A 26,893-nucleotide genomic window follows, 5' to 3' on the forward strand; every position below is an offset into this window, starting at 1 on the left:
CCCTCCAATCGTCAACTACATCTCATTGTAGCCGCACTGTGTGCTGATGTCTCCGGCCATTTGGCTGGTACTTAAACCAGCCAAATGTATAATAAATAAAGAAGGAGGGATGACGTATGAACAGCTGGCGTCCGGATCGGGAGTCGCACATACCGCTTTATCTCCAGATCGAACAGCATATAAAAGAAAAAATACTTCATGGCGAATGGACCATTGGCACGAAAATTCCCTCACAAAGAAAGCTCGCCGAGGAGCTTCAGGTCAACCGAAGCACAGTGACGGCAGCAGTTGATGAGTTAATCGCCCAAGGTCTTCTGGAAGGAAAAAGAGGGGGAGGCACAAAGGTCGTCAACAATACGTGGAGCATCATGGCAGCGGCTAAGCCCCTTGATTGGAGCACGTACGTTACATCGGGGAGTCATCAGCCGAATTCATCCTTGATTCAGGCCATTAATCAAAACGAGCCGCGTCCGGATCTGATCAGGCTGGGGACGGGTGAGCTGAGTCAAGAGCTGCTGCCTGAGCAGGAGATGGGCGAACTGTTCCGTGAAGCGGGAACTAACATTTTTGCGCTCGGCTATGAAGAACCGAAGGGCAGCCTGCAGCTTCGGCAAAGCGTCGCGGAACATTTGAAAACAAAGGGGATTCACGCGTCCCCGGCATCCATCGTAATCGTCTCAGGCGCGCTGCAGGCGCTTCAGCTCATTTCAATCGGGCTGCTAAAACCAAACTCCGTCATGCTGACTGAAAACCCGTCGTATCTCCATTCCCTGCGTGTGTTTCAATCAGCGGGCGTCAGGCTTAAGGGAGTGCCGATGGATGAGAGCGGAATCAAAACGGATCATCTTCCCGCTTACCGTCGGCAATACGAAGCGGGGCTGCTGTACACCATTCCGTCATTCCATAATCCGACCGGAACGGTAATGTCACTCAAGCGGCGGAAGGAACTCATCGCGCTCGCAAGAAATCACCGTCTGCCTGTCATTGAAGATGACGCATACGGTGATATATGGATCGATAAAGAACCGCCGCCTCCGTTAAAATCCATGGACGGTGAGGGGAATGTACTGTATATCGGCACGCTGTCAAAAACCGTAAGCCCGGGTCTGCGCATCGGATGGGTCGTCGCCCCTGAGCCGGTTGCAGACAGGCTCGCCGATATTAAAATGCAGACGGATTACGGCTCCAGCGCTTTATCTCAATGGGCGGCATGTCAATGGCTGTCAAGCGGCCGCTGTGAAGAGCGTCTTTTGCGTCTCAGAAAGGAACTCAAAATCAGGAGAGATGCGGCATTGCGTTTTCTTGAAAGATACGCGGGAGATATTGCGGAGTGGCGTGTGCCGGAGGGGGGCTTTTATATTTGGGTCACCTTCCATAAAGCATTCACCGTTCAGACGCTTTTCATCCGTGCCTTGGAGGCCGGCGTGCTGATCAATCCGGGAGCTCTCTATCTTCCCGAAGACCGGCAAAGCCTGCGTCTTTCCTATTCGTACGCATCTTTACCGGACTTGGAAAAAGGCATTCAAACGATAGCGGACATTGCCCGCCGTTTCGTTTAATAAAAGATCACGTCACAATGGCGCCGAGCGCTTCTGCGAATGTAACGGCATGCGCCGGAGAGATGCGGCATCCTTTCAGCTTATCAAGCGAGACATGCAGATGATCAAATGTGCACGTGCTGATATCCATATTAAAAAGAGACGTGCCGATGAAGTTTGCGCCGTTCAAATCACAGACGTCAAGATCTGTGTATTCAAGAACGGCATCATTCCACTCACTTTCTGAAAGGCCGCACGAGTCAAAACGGACATGCTTCATATTGGAATAGCTGAAGGAGCTGTAATTTGCGAGGCAGTCTTCAAACCGTACATGACGCATGGCGGAATCCGCCAGATTCAAGCCGAGAAGTTTTGAATGCTGAAACGCCGTTCTATGGATGATGCTTCCGCTGAAATCAGCGTTTGAGACATCGCATTTCTCAAACAGGACATCCGTACATTCCATATGTCTGAAAGAGATATCCGTAAAAACGATGTTTCTGAAAATGACTTTTTCGGCACGCAGGCCGTCCAGTTTGCCGTTTACGATGCCGTTTTCAATGATGACTTCTTTGAGCTCCTCATCCTGAAGCGCTTCAGTGAAAGAAAGCACCGGCAATTCTTTCGGGATTTTCGGTTTTTGGATCGTATTCATCTCATACTCCCTTTTCTAAACATAATAGCTGAAATCGGCAATTGGCAGATATCGCTTTCTGCCTGCCAACCTTGCTGTTGCGTGATGTACAAAGGGTATTAAAAAAGCGGGAGGGCGTCAATAGTGTCGCATATAAAAGCAGACGTGACATTCAAGGTAATACCCTTAGAGACATGTCCCCAAGGGCTTTTGTCTGTTTCAGGCGAGTTCTTTATACATGATCACATGCGGGCCGATGCCGGGTATGTCAAAGGGGCTGCCCGTGCTTTTCCAGCCGAGCTTTTCGTAATATCCCTTCACGTGGCATCTGGCGTTGCACCAGACAAGCGCAGCCCCCATATCTGCCAGTTTCCGTTCCGCATAGGCGATTAACGTGCTTCCCGCTTTTTGCGTCCGGTATTCTTCAAGCGTTGCCATGCCGCGCAGCTGGTAGGCGGGCGCCGCCTGTAAAGCCTGCTGGTTCTGCGGGTAGAAAGAAGCGATGCTGATCAATGTCCCGTCGTAAAAACCTCCGAGATGAAATGCTCCTTTGACGCTGTCCTGATCATATTTACAATCCTCAATCGTCTGATGGGGGCGCAGCACGCTGTGTCTGATGGCGTATGTGTCTTCTGCGGTGATGGGTTTTACTTCAACCATAAAAAATCCTCCTTTGTTTGATTCTTTTTCTGTATCGTACCATGAAAAAGCCGCCTGTCATATCAGGCGGCCTCTTCCGCGTCAATGCAAATATACATCAGCCCGCTTTTCATCCTTTTGCTTAATATAAGCTGCAAGCTCTGATGTCAAATCAGAACGGAGAAACGGGGTGATTAAATAAATTCCGTTAAACAGTTCGCACGCCGTGTCGAGAAGCGACTTGGCGATGGCGAGGCCTTCGGCTTTCTGCTTTTGCTTGTCTTCGCCGGCGAGCGCCATTTTTTCCCGGATGCTGTCTGACAGCTTAATGCCCGGGATCTCATGATGAATGAACTCTGCATTGCGGCTGCTCGTTAACGGCATAATTCCGATATACACCGGTGTTTTGAGGTGTTTCGTTTCATGATGAATGTCAATGAGCTGCTGCTCCGAGTAGACAGGCTGGGACACGAAGTAGTCAGCTCCGCACTCGATTTTTTTCTCCAGCCGTTTTACTGCTTTATCAAGATGGCGGACATTCGGATTAAATGCTCCGGCTACGGAAAAGTTCGTTTTCTTGCCGAGCGGTTTCCCTGATAAAGAAATGCCCTCGTTGAATTGCTTAATCAGCCTGATCAAGTCAAAGGACGTTAAATCATAGACGGAGGTAGCCCCCGGAAAGTCGCCGATTTTTGAAGGATCACCCGTGATGGCTAAAATGTCGGTAAGCCCGAGCGTATCCAGCCCCATTAAATGTGACTGAAGGCCGATGATGTTGCGGTCTCTGCATGTAATGTGAACGAGAGAACGGATATCAAGGCGCTCTTTCAGCAATGAACCGCAGGCGGCATTGCTGATCCGCGGTGTCGCCAATGAATTGTCGGCAAGCGTCAGCGCTTCTATGCCGGTTTCTTTTAATTCAGCCGCCGCTTGCAGAAATTTGTCAAAATTCAATTTTTTCGGCGGGTCAAGCTCTACGATAATTGACCGTTTTTGAGCGGCGATTTCGTTTAAACCCGGCTCGGTCCGTTCGTTCCGGACGGAGATGACTTCTTCTTCCCGTCTGATTTTCACTTCTTTATCAGTGACGGGAGAAAGTCCGCGGACCGCTTCAGCCATGGCTCTGATATGGTTTGGCGTCGTACCGCAGCAGCCGCCGATAATGCGCGCGCCCTGAGTGCGGAACTGTACGGCGCTCTCCCGGAAATAGGCATCGTCCGTATCATACACAAGCCGGCCTTCTTCTAAAGACGGAAGGCTGCTGTTCGGGTAGACCGATAAATAAGCGTCACGGAAAATCGGCACTTCGGTGAGCGCTTCAATCATGTGGTACGGGCCGAGCCGGCAATTGATTCCCGTTATGTCAGCGCCGAGATCGGCAATTGACCTGAGGGCTTCCCGAAGCGGCGTTCCGTCCTGCAGCACGCCCTGTTCGTGCATGGATACGTTCAGCATAATCGGAAGTTCCGTTTCTTTTCTCGCTATCTTCAGCACTTCGCGCGCCTCTTCTAAATCATAGTATGTTTCCAGGAGCAGACCGTCCGGCTCTTCGTGAAGCAATAAATAAAGCTGCTCCCGAAAGCTGCGTTTAATCTCCTCCAGGCTGTAGGCGTTTTTGTTAAAGGTGCGGATGCCGCCCATCGTTCCCAATACATAAGCGCCGTCTGAGGAAGCGCGCGCGATTCTGACCGCCTCCTGATTGATTTTTTTCGTTTCATCCTCAAGTCCGTATCTTGAGAGCTTAATAAAATTCGCGCCGTACGTATTTGTCTGGATGATGTCTGCCCCGGCTTCGACGTAAGCCTTATGTATCCGCTTGATTTCCTCGGGCTTTGATACGTTCAGTTCCTCAAAACATCTGTCAATGCCGTAGGAATAGAGGAGAGTGCCCATCGCGCCGTCTCCGATTAAAATCCGTTCTTTTAAGTCTTGTAATAGTCCCATTGTTTGCCTCCTTCGTCACATTCAGCAAGGAAAAAAGAGAAATAAAAAAAGTCTTCTTAAGAAGAAGACTTTGTAATCATTTGTCTCTCTTCTTATCTTCCAAGCTGTTTTTAGCTTGCTGGATTTAGCACCTTGGTCATGGTTTGGGTTAAACCATTACACCGGTTGCTGAAGCGTCGTCGGGCCAGTCCCTCGGCTTCTCTTGATAAGAACGTTCATATAATTGTCATGGGTTTCCAAAACTTAACTGTGAAAATCCCTTTCTCCAAATTTACCGAAAATAGAGACAATAATCAATAGGAATCACATAATTTATCTAAAATTAATAAATTGAACGTCAATCGGCAGGTCTGCCCCGCGGACGGCTGCAATAATCTGCTGCAGATCATCTTTATTTTTTCCGGTGACGCGCACTTGGTCGTCCTGAATCTGCGACTTGACCTTCAAGCCGGAGTTTTTAATCACAGCGTTGATTTTTTTGGCGTTGTCTTTATCAATGCCCTGTACAAGCTTCGCGCGCTGGCGCACCGTGCCCCCTGAGGCATTTTCGATTTTACCGTATTCAATGTTTTTCGTCGGCACGTCCCGTTTGATCAGCTTGCCGCTCAGCACATCTTTGAGCTGATTCAGTTTAAACTCGTCATCAGAAATCAGGACAAGTTCTTCCTTTTCTAAAGTTACATCGCTTTTCGATCCTTTAAAGTCATAGCGCGTGCCGATTTCTTTCAGCGTCATCTGAATCGCATTCTGCACTTCGGGAAATTCAACTTTGGATACAATATCAAAAGAACTTTCTTTTGCCATGAGAAAACCTCCTATAACATTTCACTTATGAGTTGATTATAGTAGAATAAAGAGAAATGTCCAACTGCATAAAGCATGAATTTATGCATATTGGAAAAAATGAGAAAAACATCAGCCCCATACGGGCGAATCAGGAAGGACGATAACATGAGACCAGGGCAGCAGCTCACGCTTAGTATAGATCACCAAACCGATTTCGGTTATTTTTTAACCGACGGCGAGGATACGGTTCTTTTACATAACAGTGAAATTACAGAGGATATTGAAGACAGAGATGAAGTGGACGTATTTATTTACGTCGATCATCAGGAAAGACTCGCGGCGACGATGAAAAAGCCGCTTATCAGCTTTTATGACTACGGATGGGTGGAAGTGACGGACGCTGTGGAGGATATGGGCGTATTCGTCGACGTCGGTCTGTCAAAAGACGCGCTCGTCGCAACGGAGCACCTGCCTCCGTACAAATCCGTCTGGCCGCAAAAAGGCGACAGACTGTATTGCATGCTGAAGGTGACAAGCCGCGGACGCATGTTTGCCAAGCCGGCGCCTGAGGATATCATCAGTGAATTATTTACGGATGCAGAGGAAGACGTCATGAATAAAGACCTGACAGGCACGGTGTACAGACTGATCGCATCAGGCTCTTTTCTGATAACCGATGAAGGCATCCGCGCGTTTATTCACCCTTCAGAAAGAAAAGAAGAGCCGAGACTCGGCAGCCGCGTGACGGGGCGTGTCATCGAGGTGAAGGAAGACGGCTCCGTCAACATGTCCCTGCTGCCGAGAAAGCAGGATGCGCTTTCGGTTGACGCGGAGGAGATTCTGACCTATCTGAGATCAAGAAACGGCGCGATGCCTTACGGAGACAAAAGCGATCCTGACGATATCCGCGAACGGTTTCATTTAAGCAAAGCCGCCTTTAAGCGGGCGCTCGGGCACCTGATGAAAAACGGCAAAGTGTATCAGAAAGACGGCTGGACATACGAAAAACAATAAATTTTCTGCAAAAACATCGGTGAACCAAAACCGGTGTTTTTTATTTTCTCAAAAGCTCCTATATCCCTCATTTGTTTATCACCCTGCCGAACATACATATTTTATTGAAATAAAATATTCTGACATCCGAACCGATATATAACTATAGAAAAAAACAAAAGGAGAGTTTCAATGAGAAAAATGGCGATATTTGCGGCTGTACTGCTGCTTGCGCTCAGCACGGCGGGATGTGCCGGCAAATCCGAGGAGACGGCGGCCGAAAAAACGAAAACAATCGGCATCATGCTGACAGACAACGGCCTCGGCGACCAATCATTTAATGATTCAGGCTTTCAAGGTTTGATGAAAGCAAGAGACGAGCTCGGCATCACATTTGATTACAGAGAAATAAAAGACACCGGTACGTACGAAAAAGGACTGACCCAGCTTGTCCGGGAAGGCAATGATGTTGTTGTGGGGCTCGGTTACAGCATGCAGGCGGATTTAGAAAAGGTCGCCAAAAAATATCCGAAGCAGCGGTTTGTGCTGATTGATTCCGTATCAGACCTGGATAATGTCACCTCCGTCACGTTTAAAGAGGATGAAGGAAGCTTCTTAGCCGGAGCGCTGGCGGCTATGACGAGCAAAACCGGCACGATCGGATTTATCGGCGGTTCAGATGCCGATGTCATTAAACGGTTTAAGAAAGGCTATCTGAAAGGCGCGGAATCAGTCAAACCGAACATCCGCGTGCTGTCGGAAATCAGCGGTACGTTTGATGATGATAAGCTCGGGAAGCGCATCGCCCAAAACATGATCCGAAAAAAAGCCGATGTCCTGTTTACGGCGGCCGGCTTCACGGGTGTCGGCGCACTGAAAGAAGCGGAGGCGCGAAAAGTATACGCCATCGGTGTTGACAGCGATCAATATTACACCGCCGAGCACGCCGTTATCTCTTCTTTAGTGAAAAACGTCGACCATGTCATCTATGAATTGGCGAAAGATTTAAAAGACAACAAGGAGATCAAAAGCGGTGAGATCGTTTACGGACTGAAGGAAAACGGCATGGACTTAGCCAAGATCAGAGTTGTCAAAAACGCAGGCGGGCTGACGAAAAAGATCACGGATATGAAAAACAGTCTGATTGAAAAAGGAGGCGATTTGAAGTGACATTACGGACAAGGCTGCTCGTTAACGCAGCCGTTACGATGATTTGCTTCGCCGCCGTCATCGGCTTTACCATCGTAAACATGATGAAGATTCAGGCTTCAAATGAAGATGAAGTGGACACGCTGTTAAACGTCCAGGAAGCAAAAGCTGACCTTAATACGTTAAAAGAAAGCATCACCGGCTATTCCTATACGCTCGCAGACGCCCAGAAAGAAGATGTACGAAGCTATATGAAAAGCAGCTCAGACAAACTGGCGGCGCTCAAAAAAACGATGAGGGACGATGCGGACAAAGCCGCTTATGACAAACTCGCCAAAAAATACGAATCGTGGCAGGCGGAGGCGGACGCTGCTCTTGATTCGAAAAGCCCGGCTGAAGCGACAAGGACGGCGGCCCGCATCAACGGTCTTCTGAATGATATTTATATGCTGAATCTGAAAAGCCGGGATCACTATGAAGACATGCAGAAGCAGACGGCTGACCAGATTCAGTTTATCGTTTACAGCGCAGCCGTGCTGACCATCGTGATACTTGCCGTCACCGTCATATCTTCCATCAGGCTGACGAAGAGAATTGCAGGGCCGATCCGCCGCATGGCTGAAAATGCCCGCCGTATTGCAGGAGGGAACCTTGCTGTTGAAATGCTTGATTATAAAGGGAAGGACGAACTGAAAGAGCTGAATGACTCATTCGGAATGATGGCTGAACAGCTCCGCACCTTAATTCAGGCGATCGGAGAGGTCGGCCGTGAAGTCGAGACTTTTGCGGAAGGTTTGACGAAGGAAAACCAGACGCTGAAGGACATGACCGAGCAGGTGTCCGTATCGACGGAAGAAATGGCGCAAGGCTCCCAAACCATTTCAGAAGATCTGCAGCATGCGGTGCAATTCATTGAACAAATGGATGAACATTCAAAGGCGAACGCCGAACGTTCCAAACAAACGACGAGAAGCAGCGAAGAGACGATTGCGGCGGTGGCTGCGGGGCGAGGTGCTTTAGCCGAGACCAAGCAAGCCATTGATAAAAGCAATGAGACATCAAAAGAGATTTCCGAAGCCGCCGATCTCTTCATAGAGCATGCGGCAGGCATCAGTATGATGGCGCAGACCGTTTCCGACATTGCGGGCCAGACCAATCTGCTGTCCTTAAACGCCGCAATCGAGGCGGCCAGAGCAGGCGAGGCCGGAAAAGGATTTGCCGTCGTTGCCGAGGAGATACGGAAGCTCGCAGACGGATCAGCCAAAGCGACCGCGCAGATTTTCGATATGGTAAAGCAAATTGAAGACGGCATCACATCTATTACCGGAGCTGTCACGACCGGCGTCGCTTTAGCGGACAGACAGCAGGAGCTGATGGAGAAAACGTCAGAATCATTCGCCCATATTGAACAAAAAGCCGCCCATATTAAGGCGGAGCTTACTCAATTGGACGGACGGATCATCGAATCGAAACAGCTTGGTGAGCAAGTGCTGCATCATGCCGAAAGCATCAGCGCCGTCGTTCAGGAAACGGCTGCAGGAAGCGAAGAGATTTCTGCCTCCGCGCTTGAGCAGCTGTCTTCTTTTCATAAAATGGCGGAAAGCGTCAATAATCTGGTGAGCCTGACAGAGCGGTTAAACGATCAGGTCCGCCGGTTTACTTTGTAACAGACATCCGTGCGCAAAAAACAGCCCTCTTTCTTCTAAGACAAGAGGGCTGTTTTGCTTTTACAGATGGTCCGGTTTTTTGGAATTCTGGTTTTTTCCCGCCTGCCGGTTTTTTTCGGCAAGCCGGTTCTTTTTCTGATTTACGGCGTTATTGTCCAACGGTTTTTTGTCATCATCTTTCATGCGGCAAAGCCTCCCTTCTGTCCGTTAGGATGCCCGCCCGCATTGAAATTATGGCTTCAGGAAAAAAATCGCGAGCGTGCCCGGCCCGGAGTGGGCGCCGATCGCAGAGCCGATTGAATGAAGAATGATCTCTTTCGGATGGAACGCTTCTTCAATCATTTCCTTCATCCCAATCGCCGTCTCTTCATTATCTGCATAGCTGATTCCCACGGTTTGATCCGCCCAATCGCCGCCTTCTTCCTTCATCATTTCTATAATCCGTTTAAACAGTTTCTTCTGTCCGCGCAATTTTTCGAGCGGCACGAGCCTGCCGTCATCCACATGCAGAATCGGTTTGATGTTCAAAAGCCCCCCGACAAAAGCGGACGTTTTTGAAATTCTGCCGCCCCGCGCGAGATAGGCGACGTCATCGACCGTAAATATATGTTTCATCCGTGCGCAAAAGTTCTTTACAGACGTTTCGATTTCTTGTATTGTATTCCCGTTAACACAGAGTGTTTGCGCGTGCATCACCGCGAGGCCGCAGCCCAGTGAAGCGCATTTGGAATCTACAATCCGTAAATCAAAATCGGGAAATTCCTCTTTTACTTCATTGGCGATCATTACGGCCGTCTGATAGGTGCCGGAAAGACCTGAGGAAAAGGAGATGTATATCGCCGGTTCTCCCAGTTCCGCGTATTGTAAAAATACTTTTTTTATCGTATCCGGTGATGCCTGGGATGTTTTCGGAACTTTCCCTTCCCGCATCGCTTGAAAGATATGATCCGCCTGAATGGTGACCGCGTCCTCATATTCGTTTCCGTCAAGTGTTACGTGCAGCGGAATGAACCCGATCCGGTTTTCTTCAATATAAGATTTCGGCAGGTCAGAGGCGCTGTCAGCAATAAGGTGAACTGTCATCATAATTCCCTTCTTTCCGGTTGGTGAGAGTGATGCCAACTATATCATATAAATTTGGCAAAATAGTGTTCAAAACTTTATTTTAAGGGAAAAGCTAATAATGAAAATGAGCGGAGGAGCAAGCCATGGTACTAGAACAAGTAAAAAAATTAGCAATCGTCGTCATCGGCGCGTTTCTGTATGCGGCGGGACTGAATTTATTCCTGATACCGGCGAATGTATATGCCAGCGGTTTTACCGGTGTCGCCCAGCTGCTGTCAAGCGTCGTTGATCAATACGCCCCCTTTTATATTTCGACAGGAGTTCTCATGTTCCTCTTAAACATTCCCATCGGTGTGTTAGGGTGGCTGAAAGTCGGCAGATCATTCACCGTGTACAGCATATTAAGCGTAGCGCTGACGTCCGTCTTTATGGGGATTCTCCCGGAAATGAGACTGTCACACGATATTCTTCTGAATACCGTATTCGGAGGAGTCATCTCAGCTATCGGCATCGGTTTAACGCTGAAATTCGGCGCTTCGACAGGCGGTCTTGATATCGTGTCGATGGTGCTGGCCAAATGGAAGGATAAACCGGTCGGCACATATTTCTTCATTTTGAACGGGATTATCATTTTGACGGCAGGATTATTGCAAGGATGGGAGAAAGCATTATATACCCTTGTCGCTCTGTATGTCACAACAAGGGTGATTGACGCCATTCACACGCGCCACATGAAACTGACCGCCATGATCGTTACAAAAAAAGCTGATGAAATCAAAGAAGCGATTTACGGGAAAATGGTCCGAGGCATTACGACGGTGCCGGCAAAAGGCGCTTACACAAACGAACAGAAAGAAATGATGATCATCGTCATCACGCGGTACGAATTGTATGACCTTGAGAAAATCGTGAAAGAAGTCGACCCGAAAGCCTTCACAAACATCGTGCAAACGACGGGGATCTTTGGTTTCTTCAGAAAAGACTGATAGGAGCGGATAGAATGAAGTGGCTGTTTGGCCTGTTATTACCGGTCATTTTATTGATCGGATGCAGCAGTCAATCCGGGCAGAAGGAGCCCGCTGAGGAGGTATCCGGAGAGATGAATGAACAGCAAGCGGAATTAGCCGTAAATCCTGTGCAGACAGATCAGCAGATCGAATTTCAAATGTCTTTAAAAAACAAAAGCGAAAGCCCGATCGATTTCACATTCAGCTCAGGGCAGAAATTCGAACTGACCGTACATGACCAACATTACAAAGAACTGTACCGCTATTCAAAAGACAAAATGTTTACCCAGGCGTTTCAGACCGTGACCTTAATGCCGAATGAAACGTATGACTTTTCAGATGTGTGGAAGAACGTGCCCGGTCCGGGAACATACACGGTGACGGTGACATTTTTAGGGAAGTCCGATCAGATCGGAAAAAGACTGAAAACGGTAAAAACATTTGAAGTAAAATAAAAAAGCGGCGCCCTCATCTCAAACGGGGCGCCTTTTTTTATTGCAATTTCTCCAGCTGATCCTGAAATTGGTGCAGCTGCTGACGTTCTGCATCCGTCGAATTGGCGTACGCGGAAGACACGGCATTTTTGGCGCGTGAGACAGCTTTTTCCTGGTCGCCGTCCTCGAAACCGTTAGCAATCATGACGGCCTGCTGGACAAATGACTTGGCTTGAGAAAACAGTTCGTTTCTCATTAAAAGTCAACCTGCCTTTCAGCCGAATCTTTTGCTGCATCATGCTGTGCTTCCTCTAATGTAGACCGATATGGAAATCTTGCGTCATGAAGACTGACAGAGTCCTTGCCTTGCTGAATAAACCGTTTTGATTTGTTTCGTTTACCCATTGCAATGTCCCCCTTCCATATTTAGACGAGATGAGTCGTCTGTTTTAGTATGGGCGGAAGGCTTTGTGTTATGAGCGGGAAAACCTCACAGGGAGAAATAGGATTTTAAAAAATCGGCGATTCCGTCCGCTTCATTTGAACCCGTGACGCGATCGGCGGCCTGTTTGACTTCATCCGTGCCGTTTTCCATCGCTACGCCGCACCCGGCAAATCGAAGCATTTCAAGATCGTTGTCTTCGTCGCCGAACGCGATGATCCGTTCTCTCGGCACTTGGTAATAGTCGCTGATTTTCTTCAGGCCGACCGCTTTATTCATCCCGTGTTTAATAATTTCAATCACATGCCAAGGAGCCGCCCATCTTCTGTGGTCAATGACCTCGGCGTGCACATCGGATAAATGCGCGCGTATGTCCGCGACGTCCTCTTCCTTCGCGTGAATCAATACGGACGTCACATCCTCTTGGACCGTTTCGCGCAGATCGCCGAATGTGACATTCGCCGTATTCATATGAAACGCCTCAATTAAATGCTCATCATGATAATGGAAGTACACATCATCAATGATCTCAGCGAGCACATTATGTATTTGGTAGGTCTCTGTAAGTTCGGCAAGCTGTCTGACCACATCGACAGATAAAGACGTGTGGTATCGTCCCCATGACTCGTCTTTCGGGTGGTGGACAAACGCTCCGTTAAAATTGACAATCGGCGTTGTCAGCCCAAGCTCGTCATAATACATCGAACTGGAACGGAAAGGGCGGCCGGTTGAGATGCAGACATGATGGCCCGCTTCTTTCAGCGTCTGAATCGTCCGTGCCGTTTCAGGGGAAATGGTTTTATCATCTTTTAATAAGGTTCCATCCAGATCTAAGGCGATGAGGTAAGGTTTTGTCTCCATAAATAACTCCTTTTGTCATATAATTTGCTGTTTTTCTCTTATGTACAGTGTAGCTTTTTACCATCTTTATTGTCTACATGTTACACTTATGATTATGGTTATCCTAAGGAGGGAGTCAACGTGATTCTTATTGATCATCAAACCGTATCAGGCATTCCGTTTTTACATATTGTAAAAGAAGAAAATCGGGACCGTCCCGCTCCCCTTGTTTTCTTTATTCACGGTTTTACAAGCGCGAAGGAGCATAATCTTCATTTCGCTTACCTGCTTGCTGAAAAGGGTTTCAGAGCCGTGCTGCCGGAAGCTCTTTACCACGGTGAACGCGCTGAACAGCTGTCAGCAGAAGAGCTCGCCGTCCATTTTTGGGACATTGTCTTAAATGAAATCGAGGAGCTTGACGTGCTGAAAAAGGATTTTGAAGCGCGCGGTCTGATTGAAGACGGGCGGATCGGTCTTGCGGGGACGTCAATGGGCGGAATTACGACATTCGGCGCGATGGCCGCGTATGATTGGGTCAAAGCCGGCGTCAGTCTGATGGGAAGTCCGAACTATACGGCATTTTTTCAGCAGCAGATTGACCACATTCAAAAGCAGGACATCGACATTGACGTCACAAAAGAACAGGTCGATGAACTGTTTGCGCGGCTCAAACCGTTCGATCTCAGTCTGGAACCGGAAAAACTCCGCAGCCGCCCGCTGCTGTTCTGGCACGGTGTTCAAGACAAAGTCGTTCCGTATGCACCGACCCGCGGATTTTATGAAACGATTAAACCTCATTACAGCAGCCGGCCCGACCATCTTCAGTTTCTGAAAGACGAACGGGCTGATCATAAAGTCCCGAGATACGCCGTTTTAGAAACCGTCGCCTGGTTCGATAAGCATTTATAAAGCACAAAGGTGTTAACAAAAGCCGCTTTTACGTTATACTGAGGAAAAAGGAGTGATGGAACGTGGAAGAAGCATTAAAAGAAAACATCATGGGCGCCTTGGAGCAGGTTGTTGACCCTGAGCTCGGCGTCGATATCGTCAATCTCGGCCTTGTATACGACGTTGATATGGATGACGACGGCCTGACGCACGTTACGATGACACTGACATCAATGGGGTGCCCGCTCGCTCCGATCATCGTCGACGAGGTGAAAAAAGCGCTCGCCGACATTCCGGATGTAAAAGAGACGGAGGTCCACATCGTCTGGAATCCGCCGTGGACAAGAGACAAAATGTCACGCTACGCAAAAATCGCATTAGGGATTCAGTAATAAGAAAATGCACCCCGGATTTTAGGTACATCCTAAAGTTTGGAGGTGCTTTTCTTTTGTCTGCATATAAGCGACAGTGAGGGCTTGTTTTGGATTGCAAACAAACCTTTATATATAAAATTTCATATGAGGTTTATCTTTTTTGTAATAGGACAGTCTGTCCTGGAGTGTACCTGTGCGGAATTCAAATTTATGTCCATCGGGATCAGTAAAATAAATTGACTTTTGATCTTGCTTATCCCTAGGACGCCCATTTAATATATTTACATTTAGATTTTTTAACCTTTGATGTATTGCATCAAAATCTTTTGGGTCAATTGTAAAGGCTGTATGCGTATAGGATTTATGTATTTCATTTCTTGGTATATCCGCCTCTAAGTTAAGTGCAAGCCAAAGCCCGTTCAGATCAAAATATGCTGTCTTTTGTCCTTTAACCAGGAGTTGTGCATGAAATACTTTCTCATAAAATTCTATAGATTTTTCCAAATCTGAAACAGAAAAAAGAAGATGATTGATCCCTTTTATGTTCATTTTCCCCACCTCATTTAACATCTTTGCTTTAAATAATCCCTTTGGTAATACATCTGCATATATATCGATTATATACTGACTAAAAAATCATTTTTAGGGATTTCTGTGTATTTTTTATGCCTGGTGTTTTCCGGATGACCGTTTTGAACTGTACTAAACATGATTCTGCCGGGCGCCGTTTTGTCTGCTTTGTCGCTGCAGACCGGCGTGCGGAAAGAAGGGCAAGTCACTAAAAAAACCAAGTTTCCCGCCATTCGGGGTTTTTTGCGGTATCGGATTAAAAAGGAAAAAAACGGACGGAGGCATGATATAATAGACCGGCTGCATGCGAGGGAGGAACCCATGAAGAAAAAATTACTTCTCATTATCCTTAGCATTCTTGTTTATACGGCGCTGTTCGCTGTTTCCGCCTTTCACAAAGAGCCGGAGCGGCAGGCAGGGACAATGACGGATGTCAGCCGTCTCATGCCCGTGAAAATTAAGCAGACGGTCAAAGGAAAAGAGAAAGAAACATTGGTCGAAACGATTAAGGAAGCAAAGAGAAAGCATTTGAAGATCTCAATCGCAGGCGCCCAGCACTCAATGGGCGGCCAGACGTATTATGAAGATGGTATCGTTCTCGACATGACGGGCTACAACAAAATACTCGGTCTCGACCGAAAGAAAAAAATCATCAGAGTGCAGGCGGGAGCGACGTGGAATGATATTCAGCGCTATGTCAATCCGTATGGGCTCGCGGTAAAAGTCATGCAATCGCAAAACATTTTTACGATCGGGGGCTCACTGAGCGCCAACGCCCACGGCCGGGATATCCGGTACGGTTCGCTGATTGATACGGTCAAATCGTTTCATCTTTTAAAGGCGGACGGCAAAGTCATCACCGTTACTCCGAAAGATGACCTGTTTTCAGCCGTCATCGGCGGCTACGGCCTGTTCGGCGTCATCCTTGACGCGGATATTGAGCTGACGGATGATGAGCTTTATGAAATGAAAACGAAACGCATGAACGCTGATACATACAGTCAATATTTTACGCAGCATGTTCAGCGCAACCCCGCCGTGCGCATGCATCTCGCGCGGATCGCAACAGGGGATAAAGGCTTTTTACACGATATGTATGTGACTGATTACACACTCTCAGACAACCAGAAAGAATTAAAGCGGCACAATGAACTGAAAGAAGATGAGCATCCGGCGCTGACGAAATTCGCGCTCGGCCTCTCCCGCCGGTATGACTGGGGAAGAAATTGGTTCTGGTCCACCCAGCAGTCTTATTTTCTCAGCCAAAACGGCGTGAAAGTCTCCAGGAACAATGTCATGCGGTCAGAATCGAAGTTTTTGGAATATGAAAACACGGACAACACCGACGTGCTTCAAGAATACTTCGTGCCCGTCGGCGAATTTGCGCCGTACATTCATGATTTACGCAAGACGCTGTCACATGAAGAGCTCAATCTCGTAAATATTACGATCCGCTACGTGCAAAAAAATGAAAAAGCCGATCTGTCATACGCAAAGGAAGACATGTTTTCACTCGTTCTTTTAATCAATGAAGGGTTTTCAAAAGACAGCCAGGCGAGTACAGCGCGGATTGTCAGAAAAATGACGGATACGGCATTGCGCCACCGCGGCAGTTATTATCTGCCGTATATGCTGTATCAAACGAAAGAGCAGATGCGCGAGGCATATCCGAAAAGCGATACGTTCTTTCGGAAAAAACACAAATATGATCCCGATGACTTGTTTATGAATTATTTTTATCAGAGGTACAAATCATGAAACACAACCATTTAAAATGGCTGATCCTGTCTCAGAGCAGTGTCTTTTTTGCCGGCAGCCTGATCTTTCCGTTTTATATTTTATTTATTAAAAACATCGGTTCCAGCTACACGCAATTCGGTCTATCATACGGCTTGTTCGGCCTGAGCGGCGCATTGATTCATCCGCTGCTCGGCCGGCTGTCGGCAAGACTGGATCCCCGCTGGTTCCTGATGGCGAATTCGTGGGGGATGTCGGTGCTTCTTCTGACGCTCCCGCACATTACCGGCGTACACCAGGTTTATGTTGTGCAGGTACTTTTGGGCCTGTTCGGCGCCATGCAAAAACACGGCGAGAAAATCATGATCGCCGATTACACTGACGGCGGGGAGCGGGGGAAAAAAGTCGGCAGCTATCATTTCTGGACAGCCGTATTTTCAGCTGCCGCCATTATTCTCGGCGGGTTTCTCGCTGATTTCTTTACGGTTTATATTATTTTTTACGCCAGCTCCGTGCTGTTTTTTATAAGCGGGCTGATGATGCTGAAAAAAACAGGCTGATCCGATCAGCCTGTTTTTCTTATGAACCCCCCTCGATCGACAGGGGGTTTTTTGTCAGCGAAAACCGATGGAAAATGAATGAAAAAATATTAAATATACAATTGAATTAATTTTTATTCATGTTATAATGTTAAATAATTTCACAAAAACCAAGAAGGTGAACCCGTTGAAAATAGGTATTATAGGCGCGACTGGTTATGGAGGCGCCGAACTTGTCAGGATTCTTAACCATCACCCTTATACAGAAGATTGTATATTATATTCATCGAGCGACGAAGGGAAAGAATATGTCGCTTCATATCCGCATTTGAGGAATATAGCGTCACAATCACTTCAGCCGCTTCATATAGAAACGATTCGAAACGAAATTGATGTCATGTTTATAGCCGCGCCGCCCGGCGTTTCCGGAGAGTGGTCGCCCAAGCTGGCGGAGGCGGGCATCCCGGTCATTGATCTATCCGGCGATCTGCGGATTCAAAACCCGGCCGTGTATGAAAAGTGGTATAAGCGGAAGGCCGCGTCGAAAGGAACGATTCAAAGCGCGGTTTACGGTTTAGCCGAACTGCAAAAAGAAGAGATTCAGACTGCTAAGCTGATTGCCAATCCGGGATGTTTTCCGACGGCTGTGCTGCTCGGGCTCGCCCCGCTGGCGAAGAATAAGCTTTTACAAGATTCATTTCTGATTGTTGATGCGAAAACAGGCGTATCCGGTGCCGGCCGAAAAGCATCCATGGGCACTCATTATTCTGAGCTGAATGATAATTTTAAAATTTATAAGGTTAATGAGCATCAGCATACTCCGGAAATTGAACAGCAATTAGCGGCTTGGCAGCCCGGCACAGGTCCGATCACGTTTTCCGCACATTTGGCGCCGATGACAAGGGGCATTATGGCGACGATATATACGGAGGCTCCCCCTGGTATGTCTGCTGCACAGGTAAGAGAATTGTATTCCGAATTCTACAAAGATTCATATTTTGTCAGAATCAGGCCGGAAGGTGAATTTCCGGCGACGAAAGAGGTATACGGCAGCAATTTTTGTGATATCAGTGTCACCGTGGATGAGAGAACAAACCGTGCCACCATCGTTTCTGTCATAGATAATCTGATGAAAGGCGCCGCAGGGCAGGCGGTTCAAAATTTAAATATCATGAATGGCTGGCAGGAAGAAACGGGACTTACGATGACGCCAGTCTATCCATAGAACGAAAGAGGGATTCGAAAATATGATTCAGCTGAGTGAGGAAATCACGAAAATAAAAGGCGGCGTATCCTCGCCGAAAGGGTTTGAGGCAAAGGGCGTGCACTGCGGCCTGCGCTATTCAAAAAAAGATCTCGGAGCGATTATCAGCGAAGCGCCTGCAGTCAGTGCGGCGGTATATACGCAGAGCCATTTTCAGGCAGCGCCCTTGAAAGTGACGCAAGAGAGCTTAAAAAAAGAGGCCGTGCTTCAGGCGGTTATTGTCAACAGCGCGATTGCCAACGCCTGTACGGGAGACCAAGGATTAAAGGACGCCTATGAAATGCGGGACGGCTTCGCGAGCCAGCTCGGCATTGAGCCGGAGCTTGTTGCGGTTTCGTCAACCGGGGTGATCGGCGAGCTTTTAGACATGAAAAAAATTCAGGCGGGCATTGAACAGCTCGGTCAAGCGCCGTCAGTGTCCGGAGCATTTGAAGAAGCCATTTTGACGACGGATACAGTGACGAAACAGACGTGTTATGAACTGGTGATCGGCGGAGACATCATCACGATCGGCGGAGCGGCGAAAGGCTCCGGCATGATCCACCCCAACATGGCGACAATGCTCGGCTTTGTCACAACGGACGCGGCCGTGGAAGAACAGGCGCTCAAAAACGCGCTCAGAGAGATTACGGATGTTTCATTTAACCAAATCACCGTTGACGGAGAAACATCGACGAATGACATGGTGCTTGTGATGGCGAACGGCTGCGCGGGGAATGATTGCCTGACGGAGCAGCACCCTGACTGGCCGGCATTTAAAAAGGGGTTAAAGCTTGTATGCGAAGACCTTGCCAAAGATATTGCCAGAGACGGTGAAGGAGCGACGAAATTAATTGAAGCCAGAGTCGAAGGCGCGAAAAATAACCTTGAGGCGAATATTATCGCCAAAAAAATCGTCGGCTCAAGCCTTGTGAAGACCGCCGTTTACGGCACTGACGCCAACTGGGGGCGTATCATCGGCGCCATCGGGCACAGTGCGGCAAGTGTAACGGCCGAACAAGTGGAAGTTTTCCTCGGCGGTCAGTGTCTGTTTAAACACAACGAACCTCAGCCGTTTTCGGAAACTGATGCCAAGGAGTACTTATCAGGTGATGAAATTACGATTGCAGTCCGCCTGCAGGAAGGCTCCGGCAGCGGCCGGGCATGGGGCTGTGACTTAACCTATGATTATATCAAAATCAATGCGAGCTATCGCACATAGCAAAGGGGAGCGGCATGAAGAAAACCATCGTTTTTAAGTGCGGCGGCAGTGTAATCCGCGAGTTATCCGCCGATTTTTTTCAAAATGTAAAAGAGCTTATGCAATCGGGCTGGAACCTTGCCGTCGTGCATGGAGGCGGCCCGGACATTTCAAGAATGCTGAAAACATTGCAGATTGAAACGGAATTTGTCGATGGACAGCGGAAAACGACCAAACCGGTGCTGGAAACAGCGGAAATGGTCTTGTCAGGGACGATCAATAAATTTTTCGTAACCGAACTCGCGAAAAACGGGCTGAAAGCCGCGGGAATATCAGGAAAGGACGGCGGTCTCCTTCAAGCATCTTACCTTAATCAAGACAAATACGGAGAAGTCGGCGAAATACAAAAAACCGATCCGTCAATCATTCACGCATTAATGAAAGAAGGCATCATTCCCGTTATCGCTCCGCTTTCCATGACAAGTGATTTCGAAACGCTGAACGTCAATGCAGACGCCGCGGCATCGGCCGTCGCTTCAGCCTTACACGCCGATAAACTTTTATTTGTCACGGATGTCGAAGGAATTATGGACGGAGAGAGCAGGCTGGATACTTTGACGCCGCAAGAAATTCAGGCCCTTATCGATGACGGCGTAATTTCAGGGGGGATGATTCCGAAGGTAAACTCGGCATTATCGGCACTGAGTGAAGATGTCGCGGAAGTGATGATCGTAAACGGAAAAGGAGCGTTTTTCACCAATCAAGCCTTCCGAGGAACAAAAATCGTCAAAGAAAAGGAGAGCGTGTCATGAGCAGCCTATTTCAAACCTACAGCCGCTGGCCTATCGATATTAAAAAAGCGAAAGGGACAATCGCAGAGGATGAAAACGGAAAAACGTATCTCGATTTTATTCAGGGCATCGCCGTTTCCAATCTCGGCCATTGTCATGATGCGGTGACAGAAGCGGTGAAAGAACAGCTTGACAGCGTATGGCACGTTTCCAATCTGTTTGAAAATGATCTTCAGGAAAAAGCCGCGGCAAAGCTTGCCGGACATAGCGAGGGGGATCTCGTTTTCTTCTGCAACAGCGGAGCCGAAGCGAATGAAGGCGCCATTAAGCTTGCCCGTAAAGCAACGGGAAAAACAAAAATCGTAACATTCCATCAATCCTTTCACGGACGGACCTATGCGGGGATGGCCGCCACCGGACAAGACAAAATCAAGACCGGTTTCGGACCGATGCTTCAAGGCTTTCACTATCTTCCGTTCAATGATCCGTCGGCATTCAGCACGCTTTCAAAAGAGGATGATATCGCCGCCGTCATGCTTGAGACGGTGCAGGGAGAAGGGGGAGTCAATCCTGCCTATCGGGAATTCATCGAAGCCTTACAGACATTTTGCAAAGACAAACAGGCGCTGCTGATCGCAGACGAGATTCAAACCGGAATCGGCCGGACGGGCAAGGCATTCGGCTATGAGCATTTCGGCATTTCCCCGGACATTATCACTGCTGCGAAAGGGCTTGGAAACGGTTTTCCCGTCGGAGCCGTGATCGGCAAAAAGAAGCTTGGCGACGCCTTTACGCCGGGTACGCATGGTACGACTTTCGGCGGCAATAAGCTCGCCATGGCAGCTGTGAAAGCAACTTTGGACATTGTGTTTCAGCCGGACTTTCTCCAGGCGGCGGCAGACAAAGGCTCTTTTTTAAAAGCGCAGCTGAACCGTGAACTGACAGGGCCTTTTGTAAAAGAAATCCGCGGAAAAGGGTTATTAATCGGCATTGAATGCGCAGGTCCCGTGTCCGGCATCATCGGAGATCTGCAGGAACGCGGGCTTCTCGTGCTTCCGGCCGGACCGAATGTCATCAGGCTGCTCCCGCCGCTTACGGTTTCTGAAGAAGAAATGCTGTCGGCCGTCAGTATGCTGAAAGCAGCGATCGAAGCGCATTCGGCAGTGAAACGGTAATTTTTTTCGATATAAAGGTATAAAAATTCATATTTTTAATTAATTATTCATCAAGAGGTGGGCTTTAGATGAAAGGCTATTTAGTATTGGAAGACGGAACATCATTCGGCGGTGAACTTGAAAAAGAGGCCCGCTGTGTTGGCGAAGCTGTTTTTTTCACCGGAATGACGGGCTATCAGGAAGTGCTTACAGACCCGTCATATAAGGGGCAGATTATCGTCTTTACGTATCCGCTGATCGGAAACTACGGAATTAATGAAAAAGACCTTGAAAGTAAAATTCCTCAAGTCAAGGCTGTTGCCGTCTATGAAGCGTGTGAACATTTTTCTCACCATGAAGCAGTCTCAAGCTTGAGAGAGTATTTAAATAAATGGAACATCCCGCTCTTAACCGAAGTGGATACACGGGCCGTCGTCAAAACCATCCGCTCCGGCGGCACGATGAACGCTGCCGTGTCAACAACAGGAGAAATTCCCGCAGCATCCGGAACACAAAACCCGGCGGAGCTGGCGCAGTCTGAAGACATCACTTCAATGGGGAACGGAGACCGGCATATTGCGCTGATTGATTTCGGTTATAAAAAATCAATCGCCTCGTCACTTGTAAAGCGCGGCTGTAAAGTAACGGTCATTCCGTATCAGCAGATGGACGCCGTTTATGACATTCAGCCTGACGGAATCGTGCTCTCAAACGGCCCGGGCGACCCGAAAGCGATTGCGCCGTACATGAACCGGATTACATCTTTACTCAGTGATTTCCCTGCACTCGGCATTTGCCTCGGGCATCAGCTGATTGCCCTGGCTTTCGGAGGAAATACGTATAAGCTGCCGTTCGGCCACAGGGGTGCCAACCATCCGGTCATTGACCGGAAAACGAAACGGGTGTTTATGACAAGCCAGAACCACAGCTATGTCGTCGATGAAGCGTCAATTGACGAAAACGAGCTGTCCATCAGATTTCATCATGTCAATGACACATCAGTGGAAGGGCTCATTCATAAGCGCCTTCCCGTATTAAGCGTCCAGTTCCACCCTGAAGCTCACCCCGGACCGGCTGAGAGCGAGTGGATATTTGATGAATTTCTAGAGAAAGTGATACCAGCAAGGAGAGAAATCGCTCATGCCTAAAGATACAACCATTTCCAGCATATTAGTCATCGGCTCCGGCCCCATCATCATCGGCCAGGCGGCAGAATTTGATTATTCAGGAACGCAGGGCTGCATGGCTCTGAAAGAAGAAGGATACCGCGTTATTCTAGTCAATAACAACCCGGCAACGATTATGACGGATGAGGCGTTTGCCGATGAAATATATTTTGAACCGCTCACAACCGACAGCATCGAGGCCATTATTGAAAAAGAAAAACCCGACGGTCTGCTTGCCAATTTGGGCGGCCAGACGGCATTGAATTTAGCCGTTAAGCTTGAAGAAGCAGGCGTGCTGAAGAAGCATCACGTCAAGCTCTTAGGAACATCGGTGGAAACCATTCAAAAAGGCGAAGACCGGGAGCAGTTCCGCGCTCTGATGAAAGAGCTCGACCAGCCCGTTCCGGAAAGCGAAATCGTCGATAACGAAGAAGACGCCCTCCGCTTCGCTGAGTCTATCGGATTTCCGGTTATTCTGAGACCGGCGTACACGTTAGGCGGAAAGGGAGGCGGAATCGCGAAAACGAAAGAAGCGTTTCAGACGCTTATTAAACAGGCGCTGTTAGCAAGCCCGATCAGCCAATGCCTCGTCGAGAAAAGCATCGCCGGATTTAAAGAAATCGAATATGAGGTCATGCGCGACAGCAATCATACATGCATCACCGTCTGCAATATGGAAAACATCGATCCCGTCGGCGTGCATACAGGAGACTCTATCGTCGTCGCACCGTCCCAGACGTTAACGGATGAAGAATATCAGATGCTGCGTTCAGCAAGCCTGGCGATTATTTCGGCGCTGGATGTGGTCGGCGGCTGCAACATTCAATTTGCGCTGGATCCGTTCAGCAAACAGTACTATGTCATTGAAGTGAACCCGCGTGTCAGCCGTTCATCGGCCCTCGCGTCAAAAGCAACCGGCTACCCGATTGCCAAAATGGCGGCGAAACTTGCCGTCGGCTATACGCTCGACGAACTGAAAAATCCGCTGACGGGCTCTACTTATGCAAGCTTTGAACCGGCGCTTGATTATGTCATCGTCAAATTCCCGCGCTGGCCGTTTGATAAATTTAAACATGCCGACCGCACGCTCGGAACGAAGATGAAAGCGACGGGAGAGGTCATGGCGATCGAAAGAAATATGGAAGCGGCCATTCAAAAAGCGGCGGCCTCCCTTGAGCTGAAAACGATCGGCACCCGCCTGCCTGAACTCGGCGGCTGTACGATCAATCAGCTGTGGGAATTAGCGGTAACGCCGGATGACCGGAGATTTTTCGTCGTCATGGAACTGTTAAGCCGCGGTGAAACGATAGAAGATATCCATGCCAAAACGAAAATTGACCCGTTTTTTCTCCATGTATTCCGAAATATCATCACATTGGAAAACAAGCTGATGGAAGAAGGGGATCATCTGTCTGTCCCGCTTTTAAAGCAGGCGAAGGTAAAAGGCTTCACGGATGTCATGATCGCATCTCTCACGGGAAAAACGGAAGAAGACATCCGTGCTCTCAGAAAGAAATCAGGCATCGTCCCGTCGTTTAAAATCGTAGATACATGCGCCGCTGAATTTGATGCCAAGACGAATTATTTCTACTCCACCTACCTTGGGGAAAGCGACGGAGATGTCAGCCGAAAAGAGAAAAAACGCGCACTCATCATCGGCTCAGGCCCGATCCGCATCGGTCAGGGAGTGGAATTTGATTACAGCGCCGTCCACGGCGTCCTGACCCTGCAAAAGCTGGGATATGAAACGATTATGATCAATAACAATCCGGAAACAGTAAGCACGGATTATGAAATCGCCGACCGGCTTTATTTTGAACCGCTGACGACAGAACATATTTTAAACGTGGCGGAACATGAAAACATTGATTTTGCCATCGTCCAGTTTGGGGGACAGACCGCGATCAATGCCGCTGAACCGCTGGAAAAAGCGGGCATTCCGCTGCTCGGAACATCCTTTGAAACCCTTGATGCGCTGGAGGATCGGGATCTGTTTTATCAGCTGCTTGATGATCTTGATCTTAAACATGCCAAAGGCGAAACCGCTTATTCAAAAGAAGAAGCAACGGAAAAAGCAAGCCGGATCGGCTACCCCGTGCTGATCCGTCCGTCTTATGTCATCGGGGGGATGGGCATGATCGTCGTTCATTCAGAAGCGCAAATGTCAGAGCTGCTGGAAAAAGAAGCGGGCATGCCGTACCCGATTTTGATTGATCAGTACATTACAGGAAAAGAATTGGAGATCGATCTGATTTCCGACGGACATGAAGTATTCGTGCCGACTTACACAGAGCACATTGAACGGGCCGGCGTCCATTCGGGCGACAGTTTTGCGATTCTTCCGGGTCCGTCTGTCACACCTGATATGCAGCGGAATATAAAAGAGGCCGCCGAAAAAATCGCGGTAAAACTGGCTTTTAAAGGCATTATGAACATTCAGTTTGTCATTGATGACAAAGGGGATATTCTCGTTCTTGAAGTGAATCCCCGGGCAAGCCGCACGGTTCCTGTCGTGTCTAAGGTGATGGGGGTGCCGATGATCCCGCTTGCCGCCAGATTGCTGGCGGGCGCTTCCCTTAAAGACATCAAGCCCGAGGTTCAAAATCAGCACGGAACTGCAGTGAAATTCCCGGTTTTTTCTTCTCACGCCATTCAGGATGTGGACGTAAAGCCCGGGCCGGAAATGAAGTCGACCGGAGAAGGCATGTGTGTCGCGTTTGACGCAGAAAGCGCTCTGAAAAAAATCTACGCGCACGTCTGGGAGAAAAAAGGCAGCATCTATCTGGAAGGCTGTGATGCGGAATTGGAACGTCAGGCTCAAGAGGCGGGTTTTACCGTATGCAAAGATGCGTTCCCGGCATGGGCAGAGCGAAAGGATAAAGCGGTCCATATTAATTTCAATCACTCTGAAGAAGCGCGTAAACAACGGATCGAAGCCATGACGCACGGTGTGACGGTCTTTACTGAATCGGAAACCGTAAAGGCATTTTTAGCAAGCGGCTCCGGCAAACCTCAGCCTGTATCGCTCAAAGATCTTTATCAAAAGGAAGTGGCATCATGCACACAATAAAAGCGGAACACACATTAACCCATTTGTACGGCAAAGATTTTCTTTCATTAAAAGATGTCAGCCCGTCAGACATCAATGCGCTTCTGACAGAAGCTTCATTATTAAAACAACATCCGATACAGCCGATTTTCCAAGGGAAAACATTGGCGATGATTTTTGAAAAATCTTCAACCCGCACACGTGTGTCTTTTGAAGCGGGAATGGCCCAGCTCGGAGGAACGGGACTATTTCTTTCAAGCAGTGACCTGCAGCTTGGGCGGGGGGAGACGGTCGCGGATACGGCGAAGGTGCTGTCCGGCTTCGTTGATGCCATTATGATCCGCACCTTTGAGCATGAAAAAGTCGAAGAGCTTGCCGAGCATGCAGACATTCCTGTCATAAACGGGCTGACCGACCGGTATCACCCGTGTCAGGCACTCGCGGATCTGTTAACGATACAAGAAATAAAAGGAAAATTAAAAGGAGTAAAAGTCGCCTATATCGGTGACGGAAATAATGTCGCGCATTCACTTATGATCGGCTGCGCAAAAATGGGCTGTGACATTGCGGTTGCTTCGCCGAAAGGCTATGAAGCAGAGGAAGAGGCGGTGAATGCCGCGAGAGAAGCAGCGGCTGTTTCCGGAGCGAAAATCACCCTTACCGAAAATCCGCAGGAAGCGGTACGGGATGCAGACGTGATTTACTCCGACGTCTTCACGAGCATGGGGCAGGAGGAAGAGACGCAGCAGCGGCTGAATGTGTTTGCACCGTATCAAGTCAACGCCTCACTCGTCAGTCTCGCCAAACCCGACTATACATTTTTGCATTGCCTGCCGGCGCATCGGGAAGAAGAGGTCACGTCCGAAATTATCGACGGTCCGAACTCGGCGGTATTCCAGCAGGCGGAAAACCGGCTTCACGCGCAAAAAGCGCTCCTGAAAGCTCTTCTTTACAAACAGGATGAACAAAAAAACCGCTGAATCTCATTCAGCGGTTTTTGATATTTCTCCGCATACAAGCGCATACTACATAAAAAAGAAAAA

27 protein-coding genes and 1 riboswitch are annotated in these 26,893 nt (G+C 48.5%); of the genes, 17 read left to right on the forward strand and 10 right to left on the reverse strand.

Going from position 1 to position 26,893, the window contains the following annotated elements; genetic code table 11:
- Nucleotides 1–116: 116 nt before the first annotated feature.
- The gene (pdxR, locus tag ACWJJX_RS01140) at nucleotides 117–1,559 is read left to right on the forward strand and encodes a MocR-like pyridoxine biosynthesis transcription factor PdxR (RefSeq protein ID WP_278071718.1); all 1,443 of its coding nucleotides are present in this window, start codon (nucleotides 117–119) and stop codon (nucleotides 1,557–1,559) included.
- Nucleotides 1,560–1,566: 7 nt separating this feature from the next.
- Here the strand turns inward: pdxR and ACWJJX_RS01145 are convergent, their stop codons facing one another.
- The 4 genes from ACWJJX_RS01145 to ACWJJX_RS01160 form a co-directional block, all read right to left on the reverse strand.
- A complete protein-coding gene (locus ACWJJX_RS01145; RefSeq protein ID WP_454022667.1) occupies nucleotides 1,567–2,193 on the reverse strand; it encodes a pentapeptide repeat-containing protein in 627 nt (208 codons plus the stop codon).
- A 198-nt stretch (nucleotides 2,194–2,391) separates the two neighbouring features.
- Nucleotides 2,392–2,832, reverse strand: coding sequence for a GNAT family N-acetyltransferase (locus tag ACWJJX_RS01150; protein ID WP_007409151.1), 441 nt, complete (start codon nucleotides 2,830–2,832; stop codon nucleotides 2,392–2,394).
- An 81-nt stretch (nucleotides 2,833–2,913) separates the two neighbouring features.
- On the reverse strand, nucleotides 2,914–4,755 hold the full coding sequence (locus ACWJJX_RS01155; RefSeq protein ID WP_046559476.1) for a bifunctional homocysteine S-methyltransferase/methylenetetrahydrofolate reductase: 1,842 nt from the start codon (nucleotides 4,753–4,755) through the stop codon (nucleotides 2,914–2,916).
- A gap of 89 nt (nucleotides 4,756–4,844) precedes the next feature.
- Nucleotides 4,845–4,967, reverse strand: a riboswitch (SAM riboswitch).
- 100 nt (nucleotides 4,968–5,067) lie between these two features.
- Entirely contained in the window at nucleotides 5,068–5,559 is a 492-nt protein-coding gene (locus ACWJJX_RS01160) for a YajQ family cyclic di-GMP-binding protein (protein WP_012117263.1), read from the reverse strand.
- A 99-nt stretch (nucleotides 5,560–5,658) separates the two neighbouring features.
- Here ACWJJX_RS01160 and ACWJJX_RS01165 point away from each other — a divergent pair, with 99 nt between their 5' ends.
- The 3 genes from ACWJJX_RS01165 to ACWJJX_RS01175 all read left to right on the forward strand — a co-directional run bounded on the left by ACWJJX_RS01165 (nucleotide 5,659) and on the right by ACWJJX_RS01175 (nucleotide 9,350).
- The gene (locus ACWJJX_RS01165) at nucleotides 5,659–6,555 is read left to right on the forward strand and encodes a CvfB family protein (protein WP_169539338.1); all 897 of its coding nucleotides are present in this window, start codon (nucleotides 5,659–5,661) and stop codon (nucleotides 6,553–6,555) included.
- A gap of 171 nt (nucleotides 6,556–6,726) precedes the next feature.
- Entirely contained in the window at nucleotides 6,727–7,704 is a 978-nt protein-coding gene (locus tag ACWJJX_RS01170; protein WP_265210065.1) for a BMP family lipoprotein, read from the forward strand.
- Nucleotides 7,701–9,350 carry a methyl-accepting chemotaxis protein gene (locus tag ACWJJX_RS01175; RefSeq protein WP_077722043.1) on the forward strand — a complete coding sequence of 550 codons (1,650 nt, stop codon included), beginning with the start codon at nucleotides 7,701–7,703 and terminating at the stop codon, nucleotides 9,348–9,350. Before ACWJJX_RS01170 ends, ACWJJX_RS01175 begins: the two co-directional genes overlap by 4 nt.
- Before the next feature lie 60 nt (nucleotides 9,351–9,410).
- On the opposite strand, the gene ACWJJX_RS01180 is transcribed toward ACWJJX_RS01175, so the two are convergent.
- Both ACWJJX_RS01180 and ACWJJX_RS01185 read right to left on the reverse strand, forming a co-directional pair.
- Nucleotides 9,411–9,533, reverse strand: a complete 123-nt coding sequence (locus ACWJJX_RS01180) for a hypothetical protein (protein ID WP_003155105.1) — start codon at nucleotides 9,531–9,533, stop codon at nucleotides 9,411–9,413.
- Between the two features lie 48 nt (nucleotides 9,534–9,581).
- Nucleotides 9,582–10,433, reverse strand: coding sequence for a DegV family protein (locus tag ACWJJX_RS01185; protein WP_024085110.1), 852 nt, complete (start codon nucleotides 10,431–10,433; stop codon nucleotides 9,582–9,584).
- A 125-nt stretch (nucleotides 10,434–10,558) separates the two neighbouring features.
- Here ACWJJX_RS01185 and ACWJJX_RS01190 point away from each other — a divergent pair, with 125 nt between their 5' ends.
- Both ACWJJX_RS01190 and ACWJJX_RS01195 read left to right on the forward strand, forming a co-directional pair.
- Nucleotides 10,559–11,401 carry a YitT family protein gene (locus ACWJJX_RS01190; RefSeq protein ID WP_003155101.1) on the forward strand — a complete coding sequence of 281 codons (843 nt, stop codon included), beginning with the start codon at nucleotides 10,559–10,561 and terminating at the stop codon, nucleotides 11,399–11,401.
- A gap of 14 nt (nucleotides 11,402–11,415) precedes the next feature.
- Nucleotides 11,416–11,877 (forward strand): BsuPI-related putative proteinase inhibitor, encoded by a 462-nt coding sequence (locus tag ACWJJX_RS01195; protein WP_025851989.1) that lies wholly within the window; start codon nucleotides 11,416–11,418, stop codon nucleotides 11,875–11,877.
- A gap of 37 nt (nucleotides 11,878–11,914) precedes the next feature.
- On the opposite strand, the gene ACWJJX_RS01200 is transcribed toward ACWJJX_RS01195, so the two are convergent.
- From ACWJJX_RS01200 to ACWJJX_RS01210, 3 genes are all read right to left on the reverse strand, one after another.
- Nucleotides 11,915–12,112: a DUF3813 domain-containing protein gene (locus tag ACWJJX_RS01200; RefSeq protein ID WP_003155097.1), complete on the reverse strand. Its 198-nt coding sequence runs from the start codon at nucleotides 12,110–12,112 to the stop codon at nucleotides 11,915–11,917.
- Complete coding sequence (locus tag ACWJJX_RS01205; protein ID WP_003155094.1) at nucleotides 12,112–12,261, reverse strand: hypothetical protein; 150 nt, start codon at nucleotides 12,259–12,261, stop codon at nucleotides 12,112–12,114. The genes ACWJJX_RS01200 and ACWJJX_RS01205 overlap by 1 nt, the downstream gene beginning before the upstream one ends.
- A gap of 85 nt (nucleotides 12,262–12,346) precedes the next feature.
- Nucleotides 12,347–13,159, reverse strand: coding sequence for a Cof-type HAD-IIB family hydrolase (locus ACWJJX_RS01210; protein ID WP_014304770.1), 813 nt, complete (start codon nucleotides 13,157–13,159; stop codon nucleotides 12,347–12,349).
- Nucleotides 13,160–13,279: 120 nt separating this feature from the next.
- On the opposite strand from ACWJJX_RS01210, the gene ACWJJX_RS01215 reads away from it, so the two are divergent.
- Nucleotides 13,280–14,047, forward strand: a complete 768-nt coding sequence (locus ACWJJX_RS01215) for a prolyl oligopeptidase family serine peptidase (RefSeq protein WP_007409140.1) — start codon at nucleotides 13,280–13,282, stop codon at nucleotides 14,045–14,047.
- 62 nt (nucleotides 14,048–14,109) lie between these two features.
- Nucleotides 14,110–14,418, forward strand: coding sequence for a metal-sulfur cluster assembly factor (locus ACWJJX_RS01220; RefSeq protein WP_003155088.1), 309 nt, complete (start codon nucleotides 14,110–14,112; stop codon nucleotides 14,416–14,418).
- Nucleotides 14,419–14,526: 108 nt separating this feature from the next.
- Here the strand turns inward: ACWJJX_RS01220 and fosB are convergent, their stop codons facing one another.
- On the reverse strand, nucleotides 14,527–14,949 hold the full coding sequence (gene fosB / locus ACWJJX_RS01225; protein WP_454022668.1) for a metallothiol transferase FosB: 423 nt from the start codon (nucleotides 14,947–14,949) through the stop codon (nucleotides 14,527–14,529).
- 342 nt (nucleotides 14,950–15,291) lie between these two features.
- Here fosB and ACWJJX_RS01230 point away from each other — a divergent pair, with 342 nt between their 5' ends.
- The 9 genes from ACWJJX_RS01230 to argF all read left to right on the forward strand — a co-directional run bounded on the left by ACWJJX_RS01230 (nucleotide 15,292) and on the right by argF (nucleotide 26,830).
- The gene (locus tag ACWJJX_RS01230; RefSeq protein ID WP_454022669.1) at nucleotides 15,292–16,728 is read left to right on the forward strand and encodes an FAD-binding oxidoreductase; all 1,437 of its coding nucleotides are present in this window, start codon (nucleotides 15,292–15,294) and stop codon (nucleotides 16,726–16,728) included.
- The gene (locus tag ACWJJX_RS01235; protein WP_071392004.1) at nucleotides 16,725–17,267 is read left to right on the forward strand and encodes an MFS transporter; all 543 of its coding nucleotides are present in this window, start codon (nucleotides 16,725–16,727) and stop codon (nucleotides 17,265–17,267) included. Before ACWJJX_RS01230 ends, ACWJJX_RS01235 begins: the two co-directional genes overlap by 4 nt.
- A 166-nt stretch (nucleotides 17,268–17,433) precedes the next feature.
- Entirely contained in the window at nucleotides 17,434–18,471 is a 1,038-nt protein-coding gene (gene argC, locus ACWJJX_RS01240) for an N-acetyl-gamma-glutamyl-phosphate reductase (RefSeq protein ID WP_454022670.1), read from the forward strand.
- 22 nt (nucleotides 18,472–18,493) lie between these two features.
- Nucleotides 18,494–19,711, forward strand: a complete 1,218-nt coding sequence (argJ, locus tag ACWJJX_RS01245) for a bifunctional ornithine acetyltransferase/N-acetylglutamate synthase (protein WP_232213419.1) — start codon at nucleotides 18,494–18,496, stop codon at nucleotides 19,709–19,711.
- 14 nt (nucleotides 19,712–19,725) lie between these two features.
- Complete coding sequence (gene argB, locus ACWJJX_RS01250) at nucleotides 19,726–20,502, forward strand: acetylglutamate kinase (RefSeq protein WP_167860044.1); 777 nt, start codon at nucleotides 19,726–19,728, stop codon at nucleotides 20,500–20,502.
- Nucleotides 20,499–21,656, forward strand: a complete 1,158-nt coding sequence (locus ACWJJX_RS01255) for an acetylornithine transaminase (RefSeq protein WP_173612639.1) — start codon at nucleotides 20,499–20,501, stop codon at nucleotides 21,654–21,656. The genes argB and ACWJJX_RS01255 overlap by 4 nt, the downstream gene beginning before the upstream one ends.
- Nucleotides 21,657–21,724: 68 nt before the next feature.
- Nucleotides 21,725–22,783, forward strand: a complete 1,059-nt coding sequence (locus tag ACWJJX_RS01260; RefSeq protein ID WP_070081617.1) for a carbamoyl phosphate synthase small subunit — start codon at nucleotides 21,725–21,727, stop codon at nucleotides 22,781–22,783.
- Nucleotides 22,776–25,871 (forward strand): carbamoyl phosphate synthase large subunit, encoded by a 3,096-nt coding sequence (locus ACWJJX_RS01265; RefSeq protein ID WP_454022671.1) that lies wholly within the window; start codon nucleotides 22,776–22,778, stop codon nucleotides 25,869–25,871. The genes ACWJJX_RS01260 and ACWJJX_RS01265 overlap by 8 nt, the downstream gene beginning before the upstream one ends.
- Entirely contained in the window at nucleotides 25,859–26,830 is a 972-nt protein-coding gene (gene argF / locus ACWJJX_RS01270; protein WP_063174200.1) for an ornithine carbamoyltransferase, read from the forward strand. The genes ACWJJX_RS01265 and argF overlap by 13 nt, the downstream gene beginning before the upstream one ends.
- Nucleotides 26,831–26,893 lie beyond the last annotated feature (63 nt).

It is taken from the genome of Bacillus sp. YH3-2-B2, assembly GCF_053663335.1.

What these genes read in the sequence shown, in the direction of transcription:
- pdxR (WP_278071718.1), top strand. Translation starts at nt 117, where the DNA reads ATGAACAGCTGGCGTCCGGATCGGGAGTCGCACATACCGCTTTATCTC.
- ACWJJX_RS01145 (WP_454022667.1), bottom strand. Translation starts at nt 2,193, where the DNA reads ATGAATACGATCCAAAAACCGAAAATCCCGAAAGAATTGCCGGTGCTT.
- ACWJJX_RS01150 (WP_007409151.1), bottom strand. Translation starts at nt 2,832, where the DNA reads ATGGTTGAAGTAAAACCCATCACCGCAGAAGACACATACGCCATCAGA.
- ACWJJX_RS01155 (WP_046559476.1), bottom strand. Translation starts at nt 4,755, where the DNA reads ATGGGACTATTACAAGACTTAAAAGAACGGATTTTAATCGGAGACGGC.
- ACWJJX_RS01160 (WP_012117263.1), bottom strand. Translation starts at nt 5,559, where the DNA reads ATGGCAAAAGAAAGTTCTTTTGATATTGTATCCAAAGTTGAATTTCCC.
- ACWJJX_RS01165 (WP_169539338.1), top strand. Translation starts at nt 5,659, where the DNA reads ATGAGAAAAACATCAGCCCCATACGGGCGAATCAGGAAGGACGATAAC.
- ACWJJX_RS01170 (WP_265210065.1), top strand. Translation starts at nt 6,727, where the DNA reads ATGAGAAAAATGGCGATATTTGCGGCTGTACTGCTGCTTGCGCTCAGC.
- ACWJJX_RS01180 (WP_003155105.1), bottom strand. Translation starts at nt 9,533, where the DNA reads ATGAAAGATGATGACAAAAAACCGTTGGACAATAACGCCGTAAATCAG.
- ACWJJX_RS01185 (WP_024085110.1), bottom strand. Translation starts at nt 10,433, where the DNA reads ATGACAGTTCACCTTATTGCTGACAGCGCCTCTGACCTGCCGAAATCT.
- ACWJJX_RS01190 (WP_003155101.1), top strand. Translation starts at nt 10,559, where the DNA reads ATGGTACTAGAACAAGTAAAAAAATTAGCAATCGTCGTCATCGGCGCG.
- ACWJJX_RS01195 (WP_025851989.1), top strand. Translation starts at nt 11,416, where the DNA reads ATGAAGTGGCTGTTTGGCCTGTTATTACCGGTCATTTTATTGATCGGA.
- ACWJJX_RS01200 (WP_003155097.1), bottom strand. Translation starts at nt 12,112, where the DNA reads ATGAGAAACGAACTGTTTTCTCAAGCCAAGTCATTTGTCCAGCAGGCC.
- ACWJJX_RS01205 (WP_003155094.1), bottom strand. Translation starts at nt 12,261, where the DNA reads ATGGGTAAACGAAACAAATCAAAACGGTTTATTCAGCAAGGCAAGGAC.
- ACWJJX_RS01210 (WP_014304770.1), bottom strand. Translation starts at nt 13,159, where the DNA reads ATGGAGACAAAACCTTACCTCATCGCCTTAGATCTGGATGGAACCTTA.
- fosB (WP_454022668.1), bottom strand. Translation starts at nt 14,949, where the DNA reads ATGAACATAAAAGGGATCAATCATCTTCTTTTTTCTGTTTCAGATTTG.
- ACWJJX_RS01230 (WP_454022669.1), top strand. Translation starts at nt 15,292, where the DNA reads ATGAAGAAAAAATTACTTCTCATTATCCTTAGCATTCTTGTTTATACG.
- ACWJJX_RS01235 (WP_071392004.1), top strand. Translation starts at nt 16,725, where the DNA reads ATGAAACACAACCATTTAAAATGGCTGATCCTGTCTCAGAGCAGTGTC.
- argJ (WP_232213419.1), top strand. Translation starts at nt 18,494, where the DNA reads ATGATTCAGCTGAGTGAGGAAATCACGAAAATAAAAGGCGGCGTATCC.
- argB (WP_167860044.1), top strand. Translation starts at nt 19,726, where the DNA reads ATGAAGAAAACCATCGTTTTTAAGTGCGGCGGCAGTGTAATCCGCGAG.
- ACWJJX_RS01255 (WP_173612639.1), top strand. Translation starts at nt 20,499, where the DNA reads ATGAGCAGCCTATTTCAAACCTACAGCCGCTGGCCTATCGATATTAAA.
- ACWJJX_RS01260 (WP_070081617.1), top strand. Translation starts at nt 21,725, where the DNA reads ATGAAAGGCTATTTAGTATTGGAAGACGGAACATCATTCGGCGGTGAA.
- ACWJJX_RS01265 (WP_454022671.1), top strand. Translation starts at nt 22,776, where the DNA reads ATGCCTAAAGATACAACCATTTCCAGCATATTAGTCATCGGCTCCGGC.
- argF (WP_063174200.1), top strand. Translation starts at nt 25,859, where the DNA reads ATGCACACAATAAAAGCGGAACACACATTAACCCATTTGTACGGCAAA.